We start from the raw sequence: 19,662 nt of genomic DNA, 5'->3' as shown, positions 1-19,662 counted from the left end.
TATGTGCAACACACCCATTGAGAGGACTTAAAAAAATTTTGAGATGAAAAAGATTTTAGGTTTATACTGTACAAAAATACAGGCTGCATATAAACCCAGTCTCACAACTACACGATTGGAATTCGATCATGCTAAAACTCACCGCTCGCCAAGAACAGATTTTAAATTTAATTAAGGACGCGATCCAAAATACTGGATTTCCGCCAACAAGAGCAGAAATTGCAAATGAATTAGGTTTTCGCTCCACCAATGCAGCGGAAGAGCATTTGCAAGCACTAGCGCGCAAAGGAGTTATTGAAATTGCTCCGGGTACCTCACGCGGCATACGATTGCTTGATTCCATACTAAGCAATGGAAGCACCAAGGCTAGGCCTAACTATATTGCTCAATTAGCGCTACCCCATCCATCACTAATGCAACTTAGTTTGCCGCTAGTTGGCAGAGTAGCGGCAGGATCTCCCATTCTTGCGCAAGAGCATGTGGACACAACCTATCAAGTTGATCCAGCCTTATTTTCAGCTATTCCAGACTACCTGCTCAAAGTGCGTGGTATGTCTATGCGTGACGCCGGTATTTTTGATGGTGATTTGCTTGCAGTAAAAAAATCTAACGAAGCAAAAAATGGACAAATCGTGATTGCCCGTATGGGGGATGATGTTACGGTTAAACGCTATAAAAAATCAGGGAATATGATCGAGCTATTAGCAGAAAATCCTGATTATCCCAATATCAAGATTAATGAACTTGACGAAGACTTTTCACTTGAAGGTTTAGCCGTTGGGCTGGTCAGAGCCTGGACTTAAGTTATGTATTACTAGGTATTGGCAGTATCAGTAAATAAAATAAAAAATTTCATCTGTCACGTCCCAACTCAATCAATATACTCCCCACAATCTTTTTGAAAAACATGATTTTACTCAATTATTGCATGGACAATTAAAATATACTCACCCATAGTATGAACGTACTCCGATTAAATGAATAAAATTTCATGTTTATCGAGCCTACTTTCATCGTCTCGACAAAAGTTAAATTGTCGGTCAATTTAATTTACTATTTTGGTAATAATTTATAAATTAGATAACCCAGAAAATCGATTATGAAAAAAATGGCCGCTAGATAACTAGTGACCATTTTACTTTCTTCAGTTTTAATCAGAGAAAACTATCTGATGAAAACCAAATTTCAGATCAGGCTCAATGCTTTACAACACCACCAACATCGACGCCACCTTCAACTTTAGTGGCCGTAGCAGCTACTAAAACTTCTTCATCAGTCAAAGCAACTGGCTGACGCTCTAAAGCAATTTCTAACACTTTATCTATCCAACGCACTGGAATGATCTCCAGCTTATTTTTGACGTTATCAGGAATCTCAGTTAAATCTTTAGCATTCTCTTCAGGAATTAAAACCGTCTTAATTCCGCCTCGATGCGCTGCCAATAATTTCTCTTTTAGACCACCGATAGGCAATACTTCACCACGCAAGGTAATCTCACCAGTCATCGCTACATCTGCACGTACCGGTATCCCGGTAAAAACAGATACCAGAGCTGTCGTCATAGCAATACCAGCGGAAGGACCATCTTTTGGCGTTGCCCCCTCTGGAACGTGAATATGAATATCACTTTTTTCAAACACATCTGGCTTAATACCCAAGCGCTTCGCACGACTGCGAACTACAGTGCGAGCAGCTTCAATCGACTCCTTCATCACATCACCTAAAGTACCGGTACGTATCACGCCACCCTTACCAGGCATTGCAACTGCTTCAATTGTCAATAAATCGCCGCCGACTTCAGTCCACGCAAGACCAACGACTTGTCCAACCTGGTTATCTTTGACCGCCACACCAAAATCGTAACGACGAACACCCAAAAACTTATCCAGATTTTTTGATGTAATCGTTGCTTTCTTCTCACTCTTTTTAAGTAAGAGCATCTTAACGACTTTGCGACAAATTTTTGATAACTCACGCTCTAAGGAACGTACCCCTGCTTCTCTAGTGTAATAACGAATAATGTCTCGAATAGCACTTTCAGCAACACTGATTTCACCATCCTTCAAACCATTATTTTTAATTTGTTTAGGAAGTAAGTAACGCTGGGCAATGCTAGCTTTTTCGTCTTCGGTATAACCCGACAAACGAATAACCTCCATACGATCCAACAAAGCTGGCGGAATGTTGTATGAATTAGAGGTCGCTACAAACATAACATCTGATAAATCGAAATCAACTTCGATGTAATGATCAGAAAAAGTATGGTTTTGTTCAGGATCTAGCACCTCAAGCAACGCAGAAGACGGGTCGCCACGGAAATCCGCCCCCATTTTATCTACTTCATCCAGTAAAAATAATGGATTACGTACTCCTACTTTCGATAAGCTTTGCAATATCTTACCGGGCATAGAACCAATATAAGTGCGTCGATGACCGCGAATCTCTGCCTCGTCACGAACACCGCCCAACGCCATACGTACAAACTTACGATTAGTAGCACGTGCAATAGATTGACCAAGAGAGGTCTTACCTACACCTGGAGGGCCGACCAAACACAATATTGGCGCTTTCAGTTTGTCAACGCGCTGTTGTACGGCAAGATATTCCAGAATACGCTCTTTGACCTTATCTAAACCAAAATGATCATCTTCCAATACTTTTTCAGCGTTAGTTAAGTCATTGTTTACCTTAGATTTTTTCTTCCAAGGTAAATTAACGATCGTGTCTATATAGTTGCGAACAACAGTTGCCTCAGCAGACATAGGAGACATCATTTTGAGCTTTTTCAACTCATTCATCGCTTTGTTATGCGCTTCTTTCGGCATCTTTGCTGCCAGAATTTTCTTTTCTAACTCATCGATGTCAGCACCTTCATCACCTTCACCGAGTTCTTTTTGAATCGCTTTTACTTGCTCATTCAAATAGTATTCACGCTGAGATTTTTCCATCTGACGCTTAACACGGCCACGGATACGCTTTTCTACTTGCAGAATGTCAAGCTCACCCTCCAATTGACCAAGCAAATGTTCTAAACGTTTGGCAACGCTAAAAATTTCCAGAATGACTTGCTTTTGCTCTAGCTTCAAAGGCAAATGTGCAGCAATTGTATCGGCCAACCGACCCGCATCATCAATTCCTGAAAGTGATGCCAAAATTTCAGGTGGGATTTTTTTATTCAGTTTTACATATTGATCAAATTGCTGAACGATTGCACGGCGCATTGCCTCTACTTCAGAGTCATCACCCTCTTCCGGCGCAACAGGAGTGAGCTCTGCTGTGAAGTGAGACTCTGTTTCAGTAATCTTGTGAATACGTGCACGCTGTGCACCCTCGACCAGCACCTTAACAGTGCCGTCTGGCAATTTCAACATTTGTAAAATATTGGCAATGCAGCCGATTTCGTAAATATCGTCAGCAGATGGCTCATCTTTTGCTGCAGCTTTTTGTGCCGCCAACATGATGCTCTTACCCTGCTCCATTGCTGCTTCCAAAGCTTTAATGGACTTTGGACGCCCCACAAATAAAGGAATAACCATGTGTGGAAACACAACCACATCGCGCAGTGGCAACAAAGGCAATTCGGTTTGTTCAGTAATTATAGAAGTTGTCATGGCGCACCTTATTCAAAATTTCTAGTATATAGATTGGCGCACTAGGCTAAATCTCAAGCCCGTCATCCGAAAAACAATAAAAAAAGCCACTCAGAGAGAAACTCCGGGTAGCTTTTCGATTGAAGCTCAATTTTATTGTGTAATTAATTGTACTGCTTATTCCAAATATCGTGGATCAATTATGACATTCACCCACAATTTTAAAGGATTAAGATTTTATACCTGACACCTTCGGTTGCTCGTCGTAAATCAGCAAAGGTTTTGCGCCATTGGTAATAGTATTTTCATCAATAACCACTTTAGAAACATTTTGCTCGCTAGGCAAATCATACATGACATCTAGCAACGCGTGCTCAAGAATAGATCTTAAGCCTCGTGCACCTGTTTTACGTGCGATTGCTTTTTTTGCAATTGCTTGCAAAGCTGCGGGCCTGATTTCAAGCTCAGCACCCTCCATTTCAAGCAATTTAGAATATTGCTTGATCAGCGCATTCTTCGGCTCGACCAAGATTTGAATTAATGCCGTCTCATCAAGCTCGTTGAGAGTTGCAATTACAGGCAAACGACCAACAAGCTCAGGGATCAAACCAAAACGAATCAAATCTTGCGGTTCTGCATCTTGCATAACTTGGCTAGCACTCTTCTCTGCCTGACTTTTCACGCTAGCAGAAAATCCTATGCCGCTGCGTTCAGAGCGGTCAGAAATAATCTTAGCCAAACCATCAAATGCACCGCCGCAAATAAACATAATATTTGTTGTGTCAATCTGAATGAAATCTTGATTAGGATGTTTTCGCCCTCCCTGCGGTGGTACGGATGCCATAGTACCTTCAATCAATTTCAATAATGCTTGCTGTACGCCTTCTCCAGAGACATCGCGGGTAATTGAGGGATTATCTGACTTACGAGATATTTTATCGATTTCATCAATATAGACGATCCCTTTTTGTGCTCGCTCAACTTCATAGTTACAGTTTTGAAGCAGCTTTTGAATAATATTTTCAACGTCTTCACCTACATAGCCAGCCTCAGTCAAAGTTGTCGCATCAGCAATTACAAACGGCACATTGAGCATACGTGCTAAGGTTTGTGCAAGTAAGGTCTTACCTGACCCAGTTGGGCCGACCAAAAGGATATTGCTCTTAGATAGCTCAATATCATCTTTTTTACCAAGATGCTTTAAGCGCTTGTAATGATTATAAACAGCAACAGCAAGAATACGTTTTGCTGTTACTTGACCAATTACGTATTGATCAAGCAAAGCTGTAATTTCTAAAGGTGTTGGCAGATCAGTTTTTGCACTGGAAATGGATTCCAGGTTGCTGACTTCGTCACGAATAATATCGTTACACAGATCAATGCATTCATCGCAAATGAAAACAGACGGACCTGCAATTAGTTTTTTAACCTCGTGTTGGCTTTTGCCACAAAAAGAACAATATAAAAGCTTTTCGCCAGTGGAGGATTTTTTATCAGGCATAGTACGTATATCTTTAACAGGAATTAAGCAAAAATTAAGCGAGAATAATTTTGATATTAACCGTAAATCCGATATATGTCATTGAAGAAGGACACGAAAATACGAAGATAACAAATCAATATAAAACCCGCTAGCAATTTAATTATAGAGCACAATAAAAAACGTCCGCACTTAATAAGCACGGACGTCTTCTAATTACTCAATATTTTTAGTATATCAGGCGCGATGCGTTAACACTTTATCGATTAAACCATATTCAGCAGCAGATTCGGCCGACATAAAGTTGTCACGATCAGTATCTTTCGCAATTTGCTCAACTGTCTGACCAGTTTTGTCAGCTAGGATTCCATTCAAACGTTCACGCAGGTACAAAATTTCACGCGCCTGTATTTCTATGTCAGAGGCTTGACCTTGAGCACCACCCAAAGGTTGGTGAATCATAATACGAGAATTTGGCAGTGAGAAACGTTTGCCTTTCGCACCAGCAGCCAATAAAAATGCACCCATTGACGCGGCCAAACCTGTACACAAAGTAGATACATCAGGCTTAATAAATTGCATGGTATCGTAAATCGCCATACCAGCTGATACAGAGCCACCCGGAGAATTAATGTAAAGCGAAATATCCTTATCAGGATTTTCACTTTCCAAAAACAATAACTGAGCTACGATTAAATTTGCAGCTTGATCATTTACTGGCCCAACTAAAAAAATCACACGCTCTTTTAACAAGCGAGAGTAAATGTCGTAAGCACGTTCGCCACGACCGCTTTGCTCTATGACCATAGGCACCATACCGAGCATGTTGGTATCTAATGCTGAACTACGAATAATGCCTGTCATTGGATTTTCCTTTAGTTATTACGCGTTGTTACCCATTAATTCGTCAAAAGGTAACACCTTGTCAGTGACTTTTGACTTACCTAAGACATAGTTAACGACGTTTTCTTCTAATACAAGGGCTTCAACTTCAGCTAAGCGATTACGGTCACTAAAATAATATTTAACGACCTGCTGAGGATCTTCATAGCTCTGAGCGAAATCTTCGACTTGCGCTTTAATTTGCTCAGCAGTTGCTTGCAAATTATTAGCCTTTACTAACTCAGCCAATATCAATCCTAAACGAACACGGCGTTCCGCTTGCACCGTAAACAATTCTGGTGGGAATGGAACATCTGCAACATTCATACCGCGCTGAGCCATGTCTTGACGAGTCATCTCTGCCAAGCGTTGACCGTCTTGCTCTACCAAGGATTTTGGCACATCAAATTCTACGGCTTTAACTAAAGCATCCATTACACTATCTTTAGTTTTAGCTTTAACGCGACCTTTAACTTCACGTTCAAGATTTTCTTTGATATCAGCGCGCATTTTGACTAAATCACCATCGTCTACACCTAGACTTTTTGCAAATTCAGCGTCAACCTCAGGAAGATGTGCCCACTCTAATTTTTTCAGAGTGACAGTAAACTCTGCAGTTTTACCAGCTACATCTTTACCGTGATAATCCGCCGGAAACGATAGCGGGAAAGTTTTGCTTTCACCAGATCTCAAGCCTAAAGTCGCAGCTTCAAACTCAGGCAACATACGACCCTCACCCAAAACAAAAGCAAAATCTTCAGCTTTGCCGCCAGCAAACTCTACGCCATCAATTTTACCGACGAAGTCCAAGGTAGCACGATCACCATTTTTTGCTGATAAGTCGCCACCGTCTCCATGAGCACCTTGTTCACCTTTGACATGAAAGTGAACGCGTTGCTTGCGTAAAATGTCGATAGTTTTATCAATTTCCGCTTCAGATACTTCAGCTTTAACTTGCTCTACTTCTGCAGAAGACAAATCACCAACTACAACTTCTGGATATATTTCAAAAGTTGCGTCGAAAGCTAAACTACCTTCGGCTACGCCTTCACCAGATTTTGGTTCAATGCGTGGATAACCAGCAACGCGCAATTTATTCTCGTTAGCAGCGGCATTAAATGCCTGGCCAACTTTATCATTTAAGACTTCATTTTCGACTTGATAACCGTGCTGCGCGGCGACCATTTTCATCGGCACTTTTCCAGGGCGGAAGCCAGGGGCTTTCGCTGTGCGTGCGCGCAATTTCAAACGCTTTTCCACTTCAGATTGCACATCGGCGATCGGAAAAGAAATAGTAAGGCGGCGTTCCAATTTATCTAAAGTTTCGACTGCAGTTGCCATGAAAATCGTCCAAATAAAAAAAATTCTGTGGTGCGAGGAGGGGGACTCGAACCCCCACACCATTACTGGCGTCAGGACCTAAACCTGGTGCGTCTACCAATTTCGCCATCCTCGCGGGATGAGAACACTTGCCAAAATTAAAAACTGGCACAAAAGCAAAGGGCGACCCAAAATTCAAGTGTCGCCCAAAACTGTTGCATGTGGCATTTCAACTCCAGCCGCATATTCTACTGGATTTTAATCGGATGTGGCTCTTTTTTAGAGTTTGATTTGCAATTATCTAGTCAGGCTCACTATATAAATAGTAGCAAGCCCGACTCGCACCCACAAACGGAGCCTATCAAACAGGTCTTTTCACCCTAAACCAAGCAGCATATAAAGCAGGTAAAAACAGCAAAGTTAAAGCTGTCGCAATGATCAACCCACCCATGATCGCGACCGCCATTGGCCCCCAAAAAACTGATCGGGACAATGGAATCATTGCTAAAACTGCTGCGGCGGCTGTCAAAATAATTGGACGGAAACGCCTCACAGCCGACTCCACAATCGCGTCCCAAGCGGGAGCACCTGCTTGAATATCTTGCTCAATCTGATCAATCAAAATAATCGAATTGCGAATAATCATTCCAAACAAGGCAATCACTCCTAGCTGCGCAACAAAGCCGAACGGTCTATGCAACAGTAATAAAGCCATCGCTGCACCAGCAATACCAAGTGGCCCAGTCAAAAATACCAATAAAGAACGTGAGAAGCTATGCAATTGCAACATCAATAAAGTAAAAATAATGAATATCACTAAAGGTACATTTGCCGATATTGATTCTTGCGCTTTCCCACTATCTGCCGCTGCACCAGCCAATTCAATTTTGTAGCCAGGTAATAACTCAGAGCGAATTTTCTCTAACTTAGGCGAAATCTGGCTGGAAACCGTCGGACCCTGTATGCCATCGACAACGTCACACTGAACCGTAACTGCCCACTCCCGTCCCTCGCGCCAGACTACACCAGGCTCCCAAACCAGATTAATTCTTGCTACTTGAGATAAGGGAACAGACTTACCACTCGCCGTAGGAATATTTGCATCGCCTAACGCATTGATAGTAGATCGCTCATCAACAGGTTGCCGAACCACGATATCAATGAGCTTATTGCCATCCCTAAATTGTCCAACAGTTGAACCTGTCAAAATAGTATTCGCCGCCCGCATTACTGATTGTGAAGTAACACCTAAGGCACGCAATTTATCTTGATCCAAATCGATACGCACAACCTTCACTGACTCATTCCAATTATCATTGACGCCAATAGCATTAGGATTGGCGCGCATGACATCTTTAACCCGATCTGCCACCTCACGAACCTTGGCGACTTCTAAACCTGTCACGCGGAACTGCACAGGATAAGGAACAGGTGGACCACTAGGTAACACCTTAACGCGTCCACGTACTTCAGGAAAATCAACTTTAAACACGTTGACGATTTTTAAACGTAGCGCGTTTCTAGCCTCAAGATCTTTTGGCAGCACAACGATTTGCGCCACATTCGTCTGAGGGAAGATTTGATCTAACGGCAAATAAAAACGTGGACTGCCAGTACCAACATAGCTGGTCACGCTCTCAACACCTTCTTGTTTTTGAATGAACTGCTCAAACTTTTTAGCCTGCGCCTCGGTCGCCGCGAAGGAACTTCCTTCTGGCAACCACAACTCCACCATCAGTTCAGGGCGACTAGAATCAGGGAAAAATTGCTGCTCAATAAATTTAAAACCGAAAATACCTAAGCCAAAGACACCAAGCGTAATGAGGATGGTGGTTTTTCGCCATTCGACACACCAGGTAACCAGCTTACGGAAACGTGAATAAAATGGTGTGTCAAATAATTCATGATGACCGTCAGCATTAGAGGATGGCTTCACCTTGAGTAGCAAGTAACCAAGGTAAGGAGTAAATAATACCGCCGCCAACCAAGAGATAATCAAAGCTAACGTGTTTACTGAGAACATCGAAAATGTGTATTCCCCCGCGGCCGATTTAGCTAAACCAATCGGCAAAAATCCCGCCGCCGTAATCAGGGTTCCGGTCAACATCGGCATCGCAGTTGAAGTGTAAGCAAAAGTCGCGGCATCAAAACGAGAGAAGCCCTCCTCCATTTTGCGCACCATCATCTCAACAGCAATAATGGCGTCGTCGACTAACAGTCCGAGTGCAATAATCAGGGCGCCTAGAGAAATTTTATGCAGGTCAATATCAAATATCCGCATAAACAAAAACGTTACTGCCAGCACCAAAGGAATAGTCAAGCCGACGACTAAGCCAGGCCACACGTCCAACCGGAATGGTTTTGTATGCAAACCCAAAGCGAGAAAACTCACCGCCAAGACAATAACCACGGCCTCAATTAAAGTATGGACAAACTCGCCAACAGAAGACGCAACCATTTTAGGTTGATCAGAAACGCGCTCAATCTGAATACCAACAGGTAATTTACTCTTAACCTCGGCTGTCGCTTTTTCGAGATTTTTACCTAAGTCAATAATATTCCCGCCCCGCTCCATGGAAATACCAAGACCAATTACTTCTTTACCGTTGAAGCGCATTTTGTCCTGTGGAGGATTTTTGTACTCTCGCTTAACTGTCGCAAAATCACCTAAACGAAAAGTGGTTCCATTGGCGCGTAATTGCAGATTTTCCAGATCTTTTACTGTCATTAACGCACCAGAAATCCTGACCTGCAAATTATCTGCTGCGGTCGTTAGAATACCTGTGGCATTAATCGTGTTTTGGGAATTAATTTGACTAACAATCGTGTCAAAAGAAACTCCTAACTGAGAAAACTTTTTTTGAGAAAATTCAATATTGATTTTCTCATCCTGCACGCCAAACAACTCAACCTTGGCAACTGTCGGTATGCGCAAAAATTGCTGACGTACAAAGTCCGCATATTCTTTGACCTGCTCATAGGTAAATCCATCGCCAGACAGAGCAAAGATAGATCCGTAGGTATCACCAAATTCATCATTAAAAAATGGGCCGAGCACACCAGATGGCAAAGTGCTGCTGATATCTCCAATTTTTTTTCGGACTTGATACCAGGATTGTGCGGTTTCTTTTGGCGGGGTCGATTCGCGTAATTGCAAAATGATGAGGGTCTCACCAGGCTTAGAGTAGCTGCGTATTTTGTCTATATAAGGCGTCTCTTGTAGTTTCTTCTCAAGTTTATCGGTTACTTGTTCCGCCATCTGCAAAGCAGTTGCACCAGGCCAAACGGCCCTAACCACCATATTACGGAAAGTGAATGGAGGATCTTCATCTTGTCCCAACCGTCCATAGCTCAAAATGCCGCCTAATAACAGCACCACGATTAAGTAACGTGTTAATGGAATGTGCTCCAGAGCCCACCGCGACAAATTAAAACCTCGGGAGGAATCGCTCATTTAGCCACTCCTGCTGCATCGCTAGCTGCTTTAACAGAATCAGTAGTTGGACTGGCACTCGCAAGCTCGCCTCCAAGAATCGATACTTTTTGTCCGACTTTTAATAAATTCACACCAGCTGTCACGACAATTTGTCCTGCTAAAACACCCTTGGCAACCAATATATCTTGTCCGGCAGAACCCGCAATGGTGACTGGAACTAATTTAACCGCACCACCCTCAACGATCCATACCGAAGTCATATTTTTATCGTTAAATAATGCCGTCATCGGTAGACGTATCATTGCATTAGGCGTTTTAGCAGAGAAAGTGACGTAAGCAGTCATGCCTAATCTGACATCTTTAGAGTTAGCCGGAAGAGCGACTTTGGCTGTATAAGTGCGAGTCACCGCATCAGCAATTGGCGACAATTCACGTAGCTTCGCCTCTAACACTTCGCCTTGATTTGCCCACAAACGTACCCGGATATCAGAAATTTGGCGTATCGTATTTACTTTATCCTCAGGAATACCTACAACCACATCCATCTCACCGGATTGCGCGACGCGCACTACCGGTGTACCTGCTGCAACGACCTGCCCTACCTCCGCATCAATCCCGGTAACCACGCCATCTACGTCAGAAATTAAGGTCGTGTAACCAGATTGATTGACCTGATTTTTATATGATGCCTGCGCCTGCTCATAACTCGCTTGAGCCGCTTTATAAGTCGTTTCTTTGGACTCTAATACAGTAGCAGCGACAAAATTCTTTTGTCGCAATTCTTGATAACGCTTGAGTTCTGCTCTGGCCAAATCACGATTGCTCTCCGCCGCCATTAATCCAGCTTTTGCCTGCGTTTGCGCTAACGCCAGGTCTTGCGGATCAAGCTGCATCAATACCTGACCACGTTTTACCAAGTTACCCACATCAACTTTGCGGAGAACGATTTTACCTGCCACTCTAAAACCAAGGCGTGACTCTATCCGTGGGCGCACCTCGCCGGAAAATTCCGTAGCCGAGTCAGCGCTATCTGCACTAGCTTTAACGACGCGTACTGGACGAATATCTTCTACTTTTTCTGCTGGCTTTGAGCATGCAATCAACAACAGTACGGTACTCACACCGAGTACAAGAGTATGTTTTGCAATAGATAAACGTATGCCAGATGCTTTGTTCGCACCAGTGAACTCGGTGAAATAGTTTTTTTGTACGGTTGGCACGAGGGGTTTCCTTTACTATGCTGGCTGTAAATACCAAGAATATGCGTTTGCCGGATGGCAATCAAAATTTGTTACTTTTAAGTTTTGCTTAAATCTTGCTTAAATCTTATTTACGTCTTGCTCAAATCTTATTCCAGCTTTTTTTAAACGTTCTAACGGAATGGATGACAAAACACTTACTGACTGCTAACGGATAGACAAAATACTTTGGGTAGACTATTTGAATATCATTTAAAGTGACCCAATCAGTTACTGACTAAACGGTTAGTAATTATAGTTGCGCAACATTTTTTTGCCAATGACTTTAGAGTCATTTATTTTTTATTGCAATTTTAGCCAATGCTATGCCAGTAGATCATTACGAAAACTTCCCTGTAGCCTCAATTTTGCTGCCCGAACACTTACGTCCAGCAGTTGAATCTATTTATGCTTTTGCCAGAACGGCGGACGACATCGCAGATGAAGGTGATGCAACCGCAGAACAACGTTTGTTTGCGCTTAACCAATATGAAACGGAATTGACCAAAATAGAATTAAATGAAATAAGTGACATTGGCTTGTTTCAAAAGCTTAATTATTATATTGGGCAACATCGCCTGCCTTTACAAGCCTTTCGGGACTTGCTGTCCGCATTTAAACAAGATGTGGTGATTACCCGCTTTCAAAGCTTCACTGAGTTATTAGATTATTGCAGACGCTCTGCCAATCCTGTCGGAACGCTCATGTTGCATCTCTATAAGGCGACAACACCGGACAATCTAAAAGACTCCGCAGCAATCTGCTCTGCGCTGCAACTAATCAATTTTTGGCAAGATGTTGCTGTCGATTGGCATAAACAAAGAATCTATTTACCCTTAGACGACCTGACGCAATTTGGTATTACCGAACAACAAATAGCAAATGAGCAAGTAAACGAAAATTGGCAGAAAATGATGCGATTTCAAACCGACAGAGCACGTACGATGATGTTAAGCGGAAGCCCGCTATGTAAGCGTTTAAAAGGTAGGATAGGTTGGGAATTACGTCTTGTTGTACAAGGCGGATTACGTATCTTGGAAAAAATTGACGCTGTTCATGGCGATGTTTTTAGGCACCGTCCATCCATAGGAAAAAGTGATTGGTTGGTGATTGCCTGGCGCGCAATCTGGATGTAAGCGTCGGGGTAAAAAACAAACTCTGTACGCGTGAGTAGTACAAATAAATTACAGGCTGTTGCAAAATTATTATAGCTTTGGCGCGTACAGCACCTTACTATGCGGATACCATGTCGTACACCAATGATCAATACGATGCAATTTTCTTTTCGGGCATGATGATGCGAAATTCTTTTCCTCTTTTTTCCTCCCGCTTATTATGTTGCCTCAGCATGTTGCTTGGCAGTCTGAGTGCCAGTGGATGCACCGTAATCGCAATTGCAGACGCGGCGGTATCTACTACGGTCAAAGTAGGTAGTGCGGTGGTGGGTACTGCGGTTGATGTAACGGCGGCTGGGGTACACGCGGTGACAGGCAGCGGTAAAAAATAAGTAAGGCAAATCAGATCCTGTTTTTAATCTGCTGACGCATCACACTATCCGGCCAATACACCATCTGGCACATCACTTGGTACATCAACCCGCAACTCAACATCATTAAGAGCTAGCTCATGCCAACCGAACTGCAAATTGCAGAGCACCGTAAAGCGCAACATGCGGCTAAGTTCGCTTTGGCGCGTTTGGGGTCCTTAATTACGCCAGAAGATACCGAGCAGAGTCTTGCGGCAAAAGCACACGCCCTGTTATCTGAATCTGGTTACCCGGAAACCTGGTATTACCAATGCCCTGCCCTGGTGTTATTGGGGTCCAGAAGTTGCGTATCTATTGCTGGCAACAACTACAGCGCGAGTGAGGAAGCGGTTGGCATGTCCAACCTGATTACGATAGACCTCAGTCCGGTCAAAGATAATTGCTGGGGAGATTACGCTCGCTCATTTGTCATCGAAGATGGCAAACTCAGCGAAAAACCTAAGCAGCTTGAATTTAAAAATGGCTTACATTTTTTGCACCAGCTACACCAGCAAATGCCGCGCTTCGTAAAACCGAACACCACGTTTGAACAGTTGTTTGAATGGGCCAACGTGCGCATACGCGAGAGTGGTTTTGTGAACTTAGATTACCGCGGCAATGTAGGCCACAGCGTTGCCACTAATCGGGATGAACGACAATATATCCAGACCAGTAATACTTTGTGTTTGGGAGATGTGCCATTTTTTACCTTCGAGCCTTTTGTCAGGCTTAAAGGTGGGCGCTGGGGATTTAAACATGAGGATATGTTTTTCTTCAATCAGGACGGCGCACTCGAAAGCGTATAAAAGCTAACCTGCTTCATAAAAAAAGCCGATATCTTTACAGACATCGGCTTTTTACTTTTGCGAGAGTTCTTTATTAAGCTTAATTGTATAACTCAGCTATAGAACTTCGTTTACAGAGCTTAGCTAGCAACCGCCCGCTAAGGTCTATGCGCGCTTAAAGTCAGACTTTAAATACAATTAATCTGGATATTGCTTGCACCGGTCGGATTGCTCAATTGTGCAGTGCCAGTACCGCCAACCACGGTACAAGTTTGTCCGACTGGTTGTGTAGTCACCGTTACAGCATACGGCTGACCATCCAATACAGAGTTCGAGAAAGTAAAAGTACCGTTGGCACCTAAGGTCAGGAACAAAGGATCTGAACCGTTGGTAACAACAACCGTCTTGCCCGCTGCTAAACCAGTCAATACAACAGAAACCGGTACACTCGGCACGCAGTTCACCAGCACATTGGCAGCAGGTAGTGGATTAGTAATGCTAGCTGTGCCCGTCCCGTTTTGCACAGTACAAGTCTGCGCTGCAGGTTGCAAACCAACGGTTACTGCATAAGCAGTACCATCTGGAATATAAAATGGAAAAGTGCCCGCGATATTCGTGGTGTATGTCAACGCATCAAAATTAACGTTAGCATTGTTATACAAATACAATGAACCAGCAGTTAATCCAGAGACGGTCGCAGTTACAGGCACTTTAGGTGCGCATGTCACTGCGATATTATTCACCGCAGCATCGCTAGTCATCGTGCCTGTGCCATTGGCGACCGTGCAATTGACTTGGTTTGGCTGTTGCAAAACGCTGATGGTATAACTCGCATTACTCGCGACTTTAAACGAGAAAGGGCCGTCCACTGTCAGTTGTTGAACAAAGTTACCTTCATTCCTCAATTTTAAAGTACCACCTGACGTCCCCGCAGCGCTGTTACCCAGACCAGTGACAGTGCCGCCGACCGTTGTGTACACATAGCCACCACAGGCTGCCAAGGCGAGCAGCAAGCTACTAGCTAAAAGAATCATGCTCGTTTTTTTCATCATTTTCATTCGCTATTCCATTTGGTCAAAATCAATCAAACCCAATAATATTGCAATATATACACTGCTTAATTTGAGTAATTGCGTAATGGTATATGAGCTTGACGAAAAAAGCGTGAGCCAGATACAAAAAACCGCATCAGATTACAAAGCATTACATGTATTTCTAAGTCAAAACATTCGATTAATTTACTAAAAGCGCATCGCAACACCGATTAAAGCAACGCCCCACCCGCTAATTCTGCCTTGTCTATTTGTAGTCTCTGTCACTTCGGATAACATACGGGCTTATTGCTGCATTGCACGTAGCCAACAGCGGACTCATAAGTCCTCTACAGACAATCTCACTCACTTAGCATGTCTCCAGACGAATATTGCCAACAAAAAGCAGCACAAAGCGGCTCCAGTTTTTATTACAGTTTTTTATTTCTACCGAATGAAAGACGCTTAGCCATCACGGCGCTGTACGCGTTTTGTCGCGAGGTCGATGATGTCGTGGATGAGAGTACAGACGATGGCATTGCCCGCAGCAAACTCAGCTGGTGGCGTGGTGAAATCCAAGCCATGCTGAATAAACAGCCGACCCATCCCGTCACCAAAGCCTTATTGCCGCACATGGCAACCTATGCTTTGGATGGAGCACATTTGCTGGCGATCATTGATGGCATGGAGATGGACTTAAACCAGACACGCTATCTCGATTTTATCGGTCTGCAAAAATATTGCTGGCATGTGGCTGGCGTCGTCGGTATTTTGTCCGCCAGTATTTTTGGCATCAAAAATCCGCAAACCAAACAATTTGCTGAAAAATTAGGGCTGGCTTTCCAGATGACTAACATCATTCGCGATGTCGGTGAAGATGCGCGCAAGGGTCGGATTTATTTGCCAGTCAATGAGTTGCAACAATACAAAGTCACCGCCGCCGACATTCTGAATGCGCGCCACAGCCCTGAATTTGAAGCTCTCATGCAATTCCAGTACGAACGGGCGCAGCAACTCTATGACGACGCCTTTGCCCTGCTGCCTGCGGAAGATCGTAAAGCGCAGCGCACCGGTCTGATTATGGCCGCCATTTATCGCGCCTTGCTGGTAGAAATTAAAGACGACCACTTTAAAGTGTTGACACAGCGCATCTCGCTGACACCCATCCGCAAACTCTGGCTAGCCTGGAAAACTTACATCCGTGGCTAAGCTCGAGATCAATCGCAAACAAAATCTACGAATTGCTCGACACGTCGCCGTAATCGGTGCTGGCTGGGCAGGCTGCGCAGCAGCCACTGAGCTTGCCAGCCAAGGCGCGATAGTGAGCTTGTTTGAAGCGGCACGCACCTTGGGTGGCCGGGCGCGGCGGGTGGATTTGCATGGACATGCGCTGGATAACGGCCAGCATATTTTGCTAGGTGCTTACAGCGCCAGCCTGGCGATCATGCGCAAAGTCGGGATTAATCTGGACGCGGCGCTTTTGCGCTTGCCCTTGCAGATGGTTTATCCAAACTACACCGATGGCATGCAATTTATCGCGCCCAAACTGCCCGCGCCTTTGCATTTGCTGCTGGCGCTATTCCGCGCTAAAGGTCTGGATAAACAAGATAAACTCGCGCTGGCCAGATTCTCAACGACAGCGCGCTGGATGGGATGGCAGCTGAATCAAGATTGCCGCGTGACCGAGCTGCTGGAGCGCTTTGATCAGACTGACCGGCTATGCCAGCTAATGTGGAATCCCTTGTGTATTGCTGCCTTAAATACACCGCCAGAACGCGCCTCGGCACAAGTATTTTTAAATGTTTTACGCGATAGTCTGGGAGCAAAACGAGCGGCATCCGACATGCTGCTGCCCAAACTAGACTTGTCCGCCCTCTTCCCTGAACAAGCCAGACAATGGATTGAAGCGGCGGGTGGCAATGTGCACTTAGGCACCACCGTGAAGCACATCACGCCCACCGCACAGCACGGCTGGCAATTAGATTTTACAAGTGCGGATACCAGCCATCAGCAAGAGTTTGATGCACTAATCGTAGCGACGAATCCTGAGCAAGCGACGCGTCTTTTAGGTAGTAACCTGAAAGCAGAAACTACCCGCCAGCTTTCTGGTTTTGGCTATGAGGCTATCACCACTTGTTATCTTCAATACGACACCACACTGCAACTGCCGCGTGCTTTTTTTGCCCTACTAGACCAGGCAGAGCTGCAGCACTGGGGACAGTTTGTCTTTGATCGCGGCCAGTTACATCCATCACAAGCCGGTTTATTAGCAGTAGTCGTCAGCGCGTCTGAACAGGCGATTGCCCTGGGCAATTCGGCCTTAGCGACCGCTATTGCTCAACAACTGGCACAGGTATTCCAACTACCGCAGCTCACAAACCCACTATGGCATCAAATTATTTCAGAAAAACGCGCCACGTTTTCTTGCACACCCGCATTAGACAGGCCGGATAATAATCTTGGCCTGAGCAACTGTTTTATCGCTGGCGATTACACCAAGGGCGATTATCCGGCGACGCTGGAGGCCGCGGTACGCAGCGGTGTTGCAGCGGCGAAGTTGTGTTTGCAAGCGAAGTCTTAAGCCGATATAAAGACAGCACCATAAAATATACTCCCAACAAGTATATTTAAGTTGTCCATAGAATCCTTGGACAATAAGGCATATTTCATAAAAAATTGGGGGAGTATATGGAAATTGATATTCTCACAGACATCCCAAGCATGGCGCACTCGTTATGAGAATGATCGATATTCCATGATCTTTTACCCTAGTCTTTTACATAACTATCGACATCCCGTATTTTATTCAATGCCTCTTCTATCCTGTCGACGGGTATTAAGGTCAAACCTTCAATCGGCTGCTTGGGCGCATTGGATTTGGGGATCATCGCAATCGAGAATCCGAGCTTGGCGGCCTCGCGTAGACGCTCTTGTCCGCGCGGTGCGGGGCGAATTTCTCCTGCTAAGCCAACTTCGCCAAACACGACTAAACCTCGCGGCAATGGCTTGTTACGCATCGAGGAATTGACTGCCAGCAAAACCGCCAGATCGGCAGCAGGTTCGGTAATTTTGACGCCGCCAACCGCATTGATAAAGACATCCTGATCAAACACGGCAACACCCGCGTGCCGGTGCAAGACGGCCAGCAACATTGCCAGCCGGTTTTGCTCCAGGCCGACTGACAAACGTTTGGCATTGGGCGCGTGAGAACTATCGACCAAGGCCTGTATCTCAACGAGCAAAGGACGTGTACCTTCTTGCGTCACCATCACGCAAGAACCGGCAACCTGCGTGTCGTGCTGCGACAAAAACAGAGCAGATGGGTTGGAAACACCTTTCAAGCCACGTTCGGTCATAGCAAAAACCCCCAGCTCATTGACCGCACCGAAGCGGTTTTTGATCGCGCGCACCAGACGAAAGCTGGAATGGGTATCGCCTTCAAAGTACAGTACGGTGTCCACAATATGCTCCAGCACACGTGGTCCCGCCAGTGCACCCTCTTTAGTAACATGGCCGACCAGAATCATCGTGATATCCATGGTCTTGGCAATCCGCGTCAGTTGCGCTGCGCATTCTCTGACCTGCGCTACCGATCCTGGTGCCGAGCTTAAAGCATCCGAATACATGGTTTGAATTGAGTCAATCACTACCACTTGCGGTTTGTGGTCTGCCAGCGTATTGAGGATTTTCTCTAGCTGAATCTCGGCCTGCAATTTTAAGTCGCTGGCATCGACCGCCAGACGTTTTGCACGCAGGGCGATCTGGGAGCCGGATTCCTCACCGCTGACATACAGCACTTTTTTGACCTTAGATAAATTGGCCAGCGCCTGTAACAGCAAGGTCGATTTACCAATCCCCGGATCGCCACCGATCAGCACTACTCCGCCAGCAACCAGACCACCGCCCAGCACCCGGTCAAACTCATCAATACCGGTACCAAAACGCGGAATTTCTTCTGCATCGATTTCAGACAGATTCAGCACAGGCGCAGTCTGCGCCAGACTTTGTGGTTTGGCAGAATAGCGATTGATGCTGGTTTCGATAATGGTTTCTACCAAGGTATTCCATTGCTGGCAGGACGGACATTGCCCCGCCCATTTATTGACGATGCCACCGCATTCGGTACAGGTGTAATTGGTTTTTGGTTTGGCCATGGTCTAACAAATAAATTCATCAAAAAACGTGGATGTCGACTTTAACAATAAGCTTCAAAAATAAACTTTAAAAAATACGCTTTAACTACAGCGACAATACAATCTAAATTTGGTGCGTCGCAACAATAAATCTGCTTGCCAATAAATTGCCAATCAATCGCAAACTAAACTTACCAAAGCTAGTTTGGCATATTGACAAAACTACTGATAGTTTAACCAGT

General features: G+C 44.6%; 14 protein-coding genes and 1 tRNA gene. 6 read left to right on the top strand and 9 right to left on the bottom strand.

Annotation, left to right across the window (positions count from 1 at the left end):
- The first annotated feature begins 128 nt into the window (after window positions 1–128).
- Window positions 129–803, top strand: a complete 675-nt coding sequence (gene lexA / locus AAKU61_RS13705; protein WP_354333062.1) for a transcriptional repressor LexA — start codon at window positions 129–131, stop codon at window positions 801–803.
- Window positions 804–1,196: 393 nt separating this feature from the next.
- Here the strand turns inward: lexA and lon are convergent, their stop codons facing one another.
- The 7 genes from lon to AAKU61_RS13670 all read right to left on the bottom strand — a co-directional run bounded on the left by lon (window position 1,197) and on the right by AAKU61_RS13670 (window position 11,928).
- On the bottom strand, window positions 1,197–3,611 hold the full coding sequence (gene lon / locus AAKU61_RS13700) for an endopeptidase La (RefSeq protein WP_354333060.1): 2,415 nt from the start codon (window positions 3,609–3,611) through the stop codon (window positions 1,197–1,199).
- 208 nt (window positions 3,612–3,819) lie between these two features.
- Window positions 3,820–5,091 (bottom strand): ATP-dependent Clp protease ATP-binding subunit ClpX, encoded by a 1,272-nt coding sequence (gene clpX / locus AAKU61_RS13695; RefSeq protein ID WP_354333058.1) that lies wholly within the window; start codon window positions 5,089–5,091, stop codon window positions 3,820–3,822.
- A gap of 216 nt (window positions 5,092–5,307) precedes the next feature.
- Entirely contained in the window at window positions 5,308–5,934 is a 627-nt protein-coding gene (gene clpP, locus AAKU61_RS13690; protein WP_354333056.1) for an ATP-dependent Clp endopeptidase proteolytic subunit ClpP, read from the bottom strand.
- 18 nt (window positions 5,935–5,952) lie between these two features.
- On the bottom strand, window positions 5,953–7,293 hold the full coding sequence (gene tig, locus AAKU61_RS13685) for a trigger factor (protein WP_354333054.1): 1,341 nt from the start codon (window positions 7,291–7,293) through the stop codon (window positions 5,953–5,955).
- Between the two features lie 28 nt (window positions 7,294–7,321).
- Window positions 7,322–7,408 (bottom strand) — tRNA-Leu (locus AAKU61_RS13680).
- A 225-nt stretch (window positions 7,409–7,633) separates the two neighbouring features.
- The gene (locus AAKU61_RS13675) at window positions 7,634–10,726 is read right to left on the bottom strand and encodes an efflux RND transporter permease subunit (protein ID WP_354333053.1); all 3,093 of its coding nucleotides are present in this window, start codon (window positions 10,724–10,726) and stop codon (window positions 7,634–7,636) included.
- Window positions 10,723–11,928, bottom strand: coding sequence for an efflux RND transporter periplasmic adaptor subunit (locus tag AAKU61_RS13670; RefSeq protein WP_354333051.1), 1,206 nt, complete (start codon window positions 11,926–11,928; stop codon window positions 10,723–10,725). The genes AAKU61_RS13675 and AAKU61_RS13670 overlap by 4 nt, the downstream gene beginning before the upstream one ends.
- Before the next feature lie 344 nt (window positions 11,929–12,272).
- On the opposite strand from AAKU61_RS13670, the gene hpnC reads away from it, so the two are divergent.
- The 3 genes from hpnC to AAKU61_RS13655 all read left to right on the top strand — a co-directional run bounded on the left by hpnC (window position 12,273) and on the right by AAKU61_RS13655 (window position 14,277).
- Window positions 12,273–13,082 (top strand): squalene synthase HpnC, encoded by an 810-nt coding sequence (hpnC, locus tag AAKU61_RS13665; protein WP_354333049.1) that lies wholly within the window; start codon window positions 12,273–12,275, stop codon window positions 13,080–13,082.
- A gap of 110 nt (window positions 13,083–13,192) precedes the next feature.
- On the top strand, window positions 13,193–13,453 hold the full coding sequence (locus tag AAKU61_RS13660) for a hypothetical protein (protein WP_354333048.1): 261 nt from the start codon (window positions 13,193–13,195) through the stop codon (window positions 13,451–13,453).
- Between the two features lie 119 nt (window positions 13,454–13,572).
- Window positions 13,573–14,277, top strand: a complete 705-nt coding sequence (locus AAKU61_RS13655; RefSeq protein ID WP_354333046.1) for a M24 family metallopeptidase — start codon at window positions 13,573–13,575, stop codon at window positions 14,275–14,277.
- A gap of 167 nt (window positions 14,278–14,444) precedes the next feature.
- On the opposite strand, the gene AAKU61_RS13650 is transcribed toward AAKU61_RS13655, so the two are convergent.
- Window positions 14,445–15,314 (bottom strand): hypothetical protein, encoded by an 870-nt coding sequence (locus tag AAKU61_RS13650; RefSeq protein ID WP_354333044.1) that lies wholly within the window; start codon window positions 15,312–15,314, stop codon window positions 14,445–14,447.
- Between the two features lie 348 nt (window positions 15,315–15,662).
- On the opposite strand from AAKU61_RS13650, the gene hpnD reads away from it, so the two are divergent.
- Both hpnD and hpnE read left to right on the top strand, forming a co-directional pair.
- Entirely contained in the window at window positions 15,663–16,496 is an 834-nt protein-coding gene (gene hpnD / locus AAKU61_RS13645) for a presqualene diphosphate synthase HpnD (RefSeq protein ID WP_354333042.1), read from the top strand.
- Window positions 16,489–17,868 carry a hydroxysqualene dehydroxylase HpnE gene (hpnE, locus tag AAKU61_RS13640; RefSeq protein WP_354333040.1) on the top strand — a complete coding sequence of 460 codons (1,380 nt, stop codon included), beginning with the start codon at window positions 16,489–16,491 and terminating at the stop codon, window positions 17,866–17,868. Before hpnD ends, hpnE begins: the two co-directional genes overlap by 8 nt.
- A 187-nt stretch (window positions 17,869–18,055) precedes the next feature.
- On the opposite strand, the gene radA is transcribed toward hpnE, so the two are convergent.
- The gene (gene radA / locus AAKU61_RS13635) at window positions 18,056–19,441 is read right to left on the bottom strand and encodes a DNA repair protein RadA (protein ID WP_354333038.1); all 1,386 of its coding nucleotides are present in this window, start codon (window positions 19,439–19,441) and stop codon (window positions 18,056–18,058) included.
- Between the last annotated feature and the right edge of the window lie 221 nt (window positions 19,442–19,662).

Origin of the sequence: Undibacterium sp. GrIS 1.2 (assembly GCF_040544435.1) — a bacterium.
Lineage (GTDB): Bacteria > Pseudomonadota > Gammaproteobacteria > Burkholderiales > Burkholderiaceae_D > Undibacterium.
Note: the sequence above shows the minus strand (reverse complement) of the source record. Positions and strands in the feature narration are given on the sequence as shown.

Coding starts and splice junctions, on each gene's coding strand:
- AAKU61_RS13650 (WP_354333044.1), bottom strand. CDS start 15,314: ATGAAAATGATGAAAAAAACGAGCATGATTCTTTTAGCTAGTAGCTTG.
- hpnD (WP_354333042.1), top strand. CDS start 15,663: ATGTCTCCAGACGAATATTGCCAACAAAAAGCAGCACAAAGCGGCTCC.
- AAKU61_RS13655 (WP_354333046.1), top strand. CDS start 13,573: ATGCCAACCGAACTGCAAATTGCAGAGCACCGTAAAGCGCAACATGCG.
- AAKU61_RS13675 (WP_354333053.1), bottom strand. CDS start 10,726: ATGAGCGATTCCTCCCGAGGTTTTAATTTGTCGCGGTGGGCTCTGGAG.
- lon (WP_354333060.1), bottom strand. CDS start 3,611: ATGACAACTTCTATAATTACTGAACAAACCGAATTGCCTTTGTTGCCA.
- clpX (WP_354333058.1), bottom strand. CDS start 5,091: ATGCCTGATAAAAAATCCTCCACTGGCGAAAAGCTTTTATATTGTTCT.
- AAKU61_RS13660 (WP_354333048.1), top strand. CDS start 13,193: ATGTCGTACACCAATGATCAATACGATGCAATTTTCTTTTCGGGCATG.
- tig (WP_354333054.1), bottom strand. CDS start 7,293: ATGGCAACTGCAGTCGAAACTTTAGATAAATTGGAACGCCGCCTTACT.
- clpP (WP_354333056.1), bottom strand. CDS start 5,934: ATGACAGGCATTATTCGTAGTTCAGCATTAGATACCAACATGCTCGGT.
- lexA (WP_354333062.1), top strand. CDS start 129: ATGCTAAAACTCACCGCTCGCCAAGAACAGATTTTAAATTTAATTAAG.
- hpnC (WP_354333049.1), top strand. CDS start 12,273: ATGCCAGTAGATCATTACGAAAACTTCCCTGTAGCCTCAATTTTGCTG.
- radA (WP_354333038.1), bottom strand. CDS start 19,441: ATGGCCAAACCAAAAACCAATTACACCTGTACCGAATGCGGTGGCATC.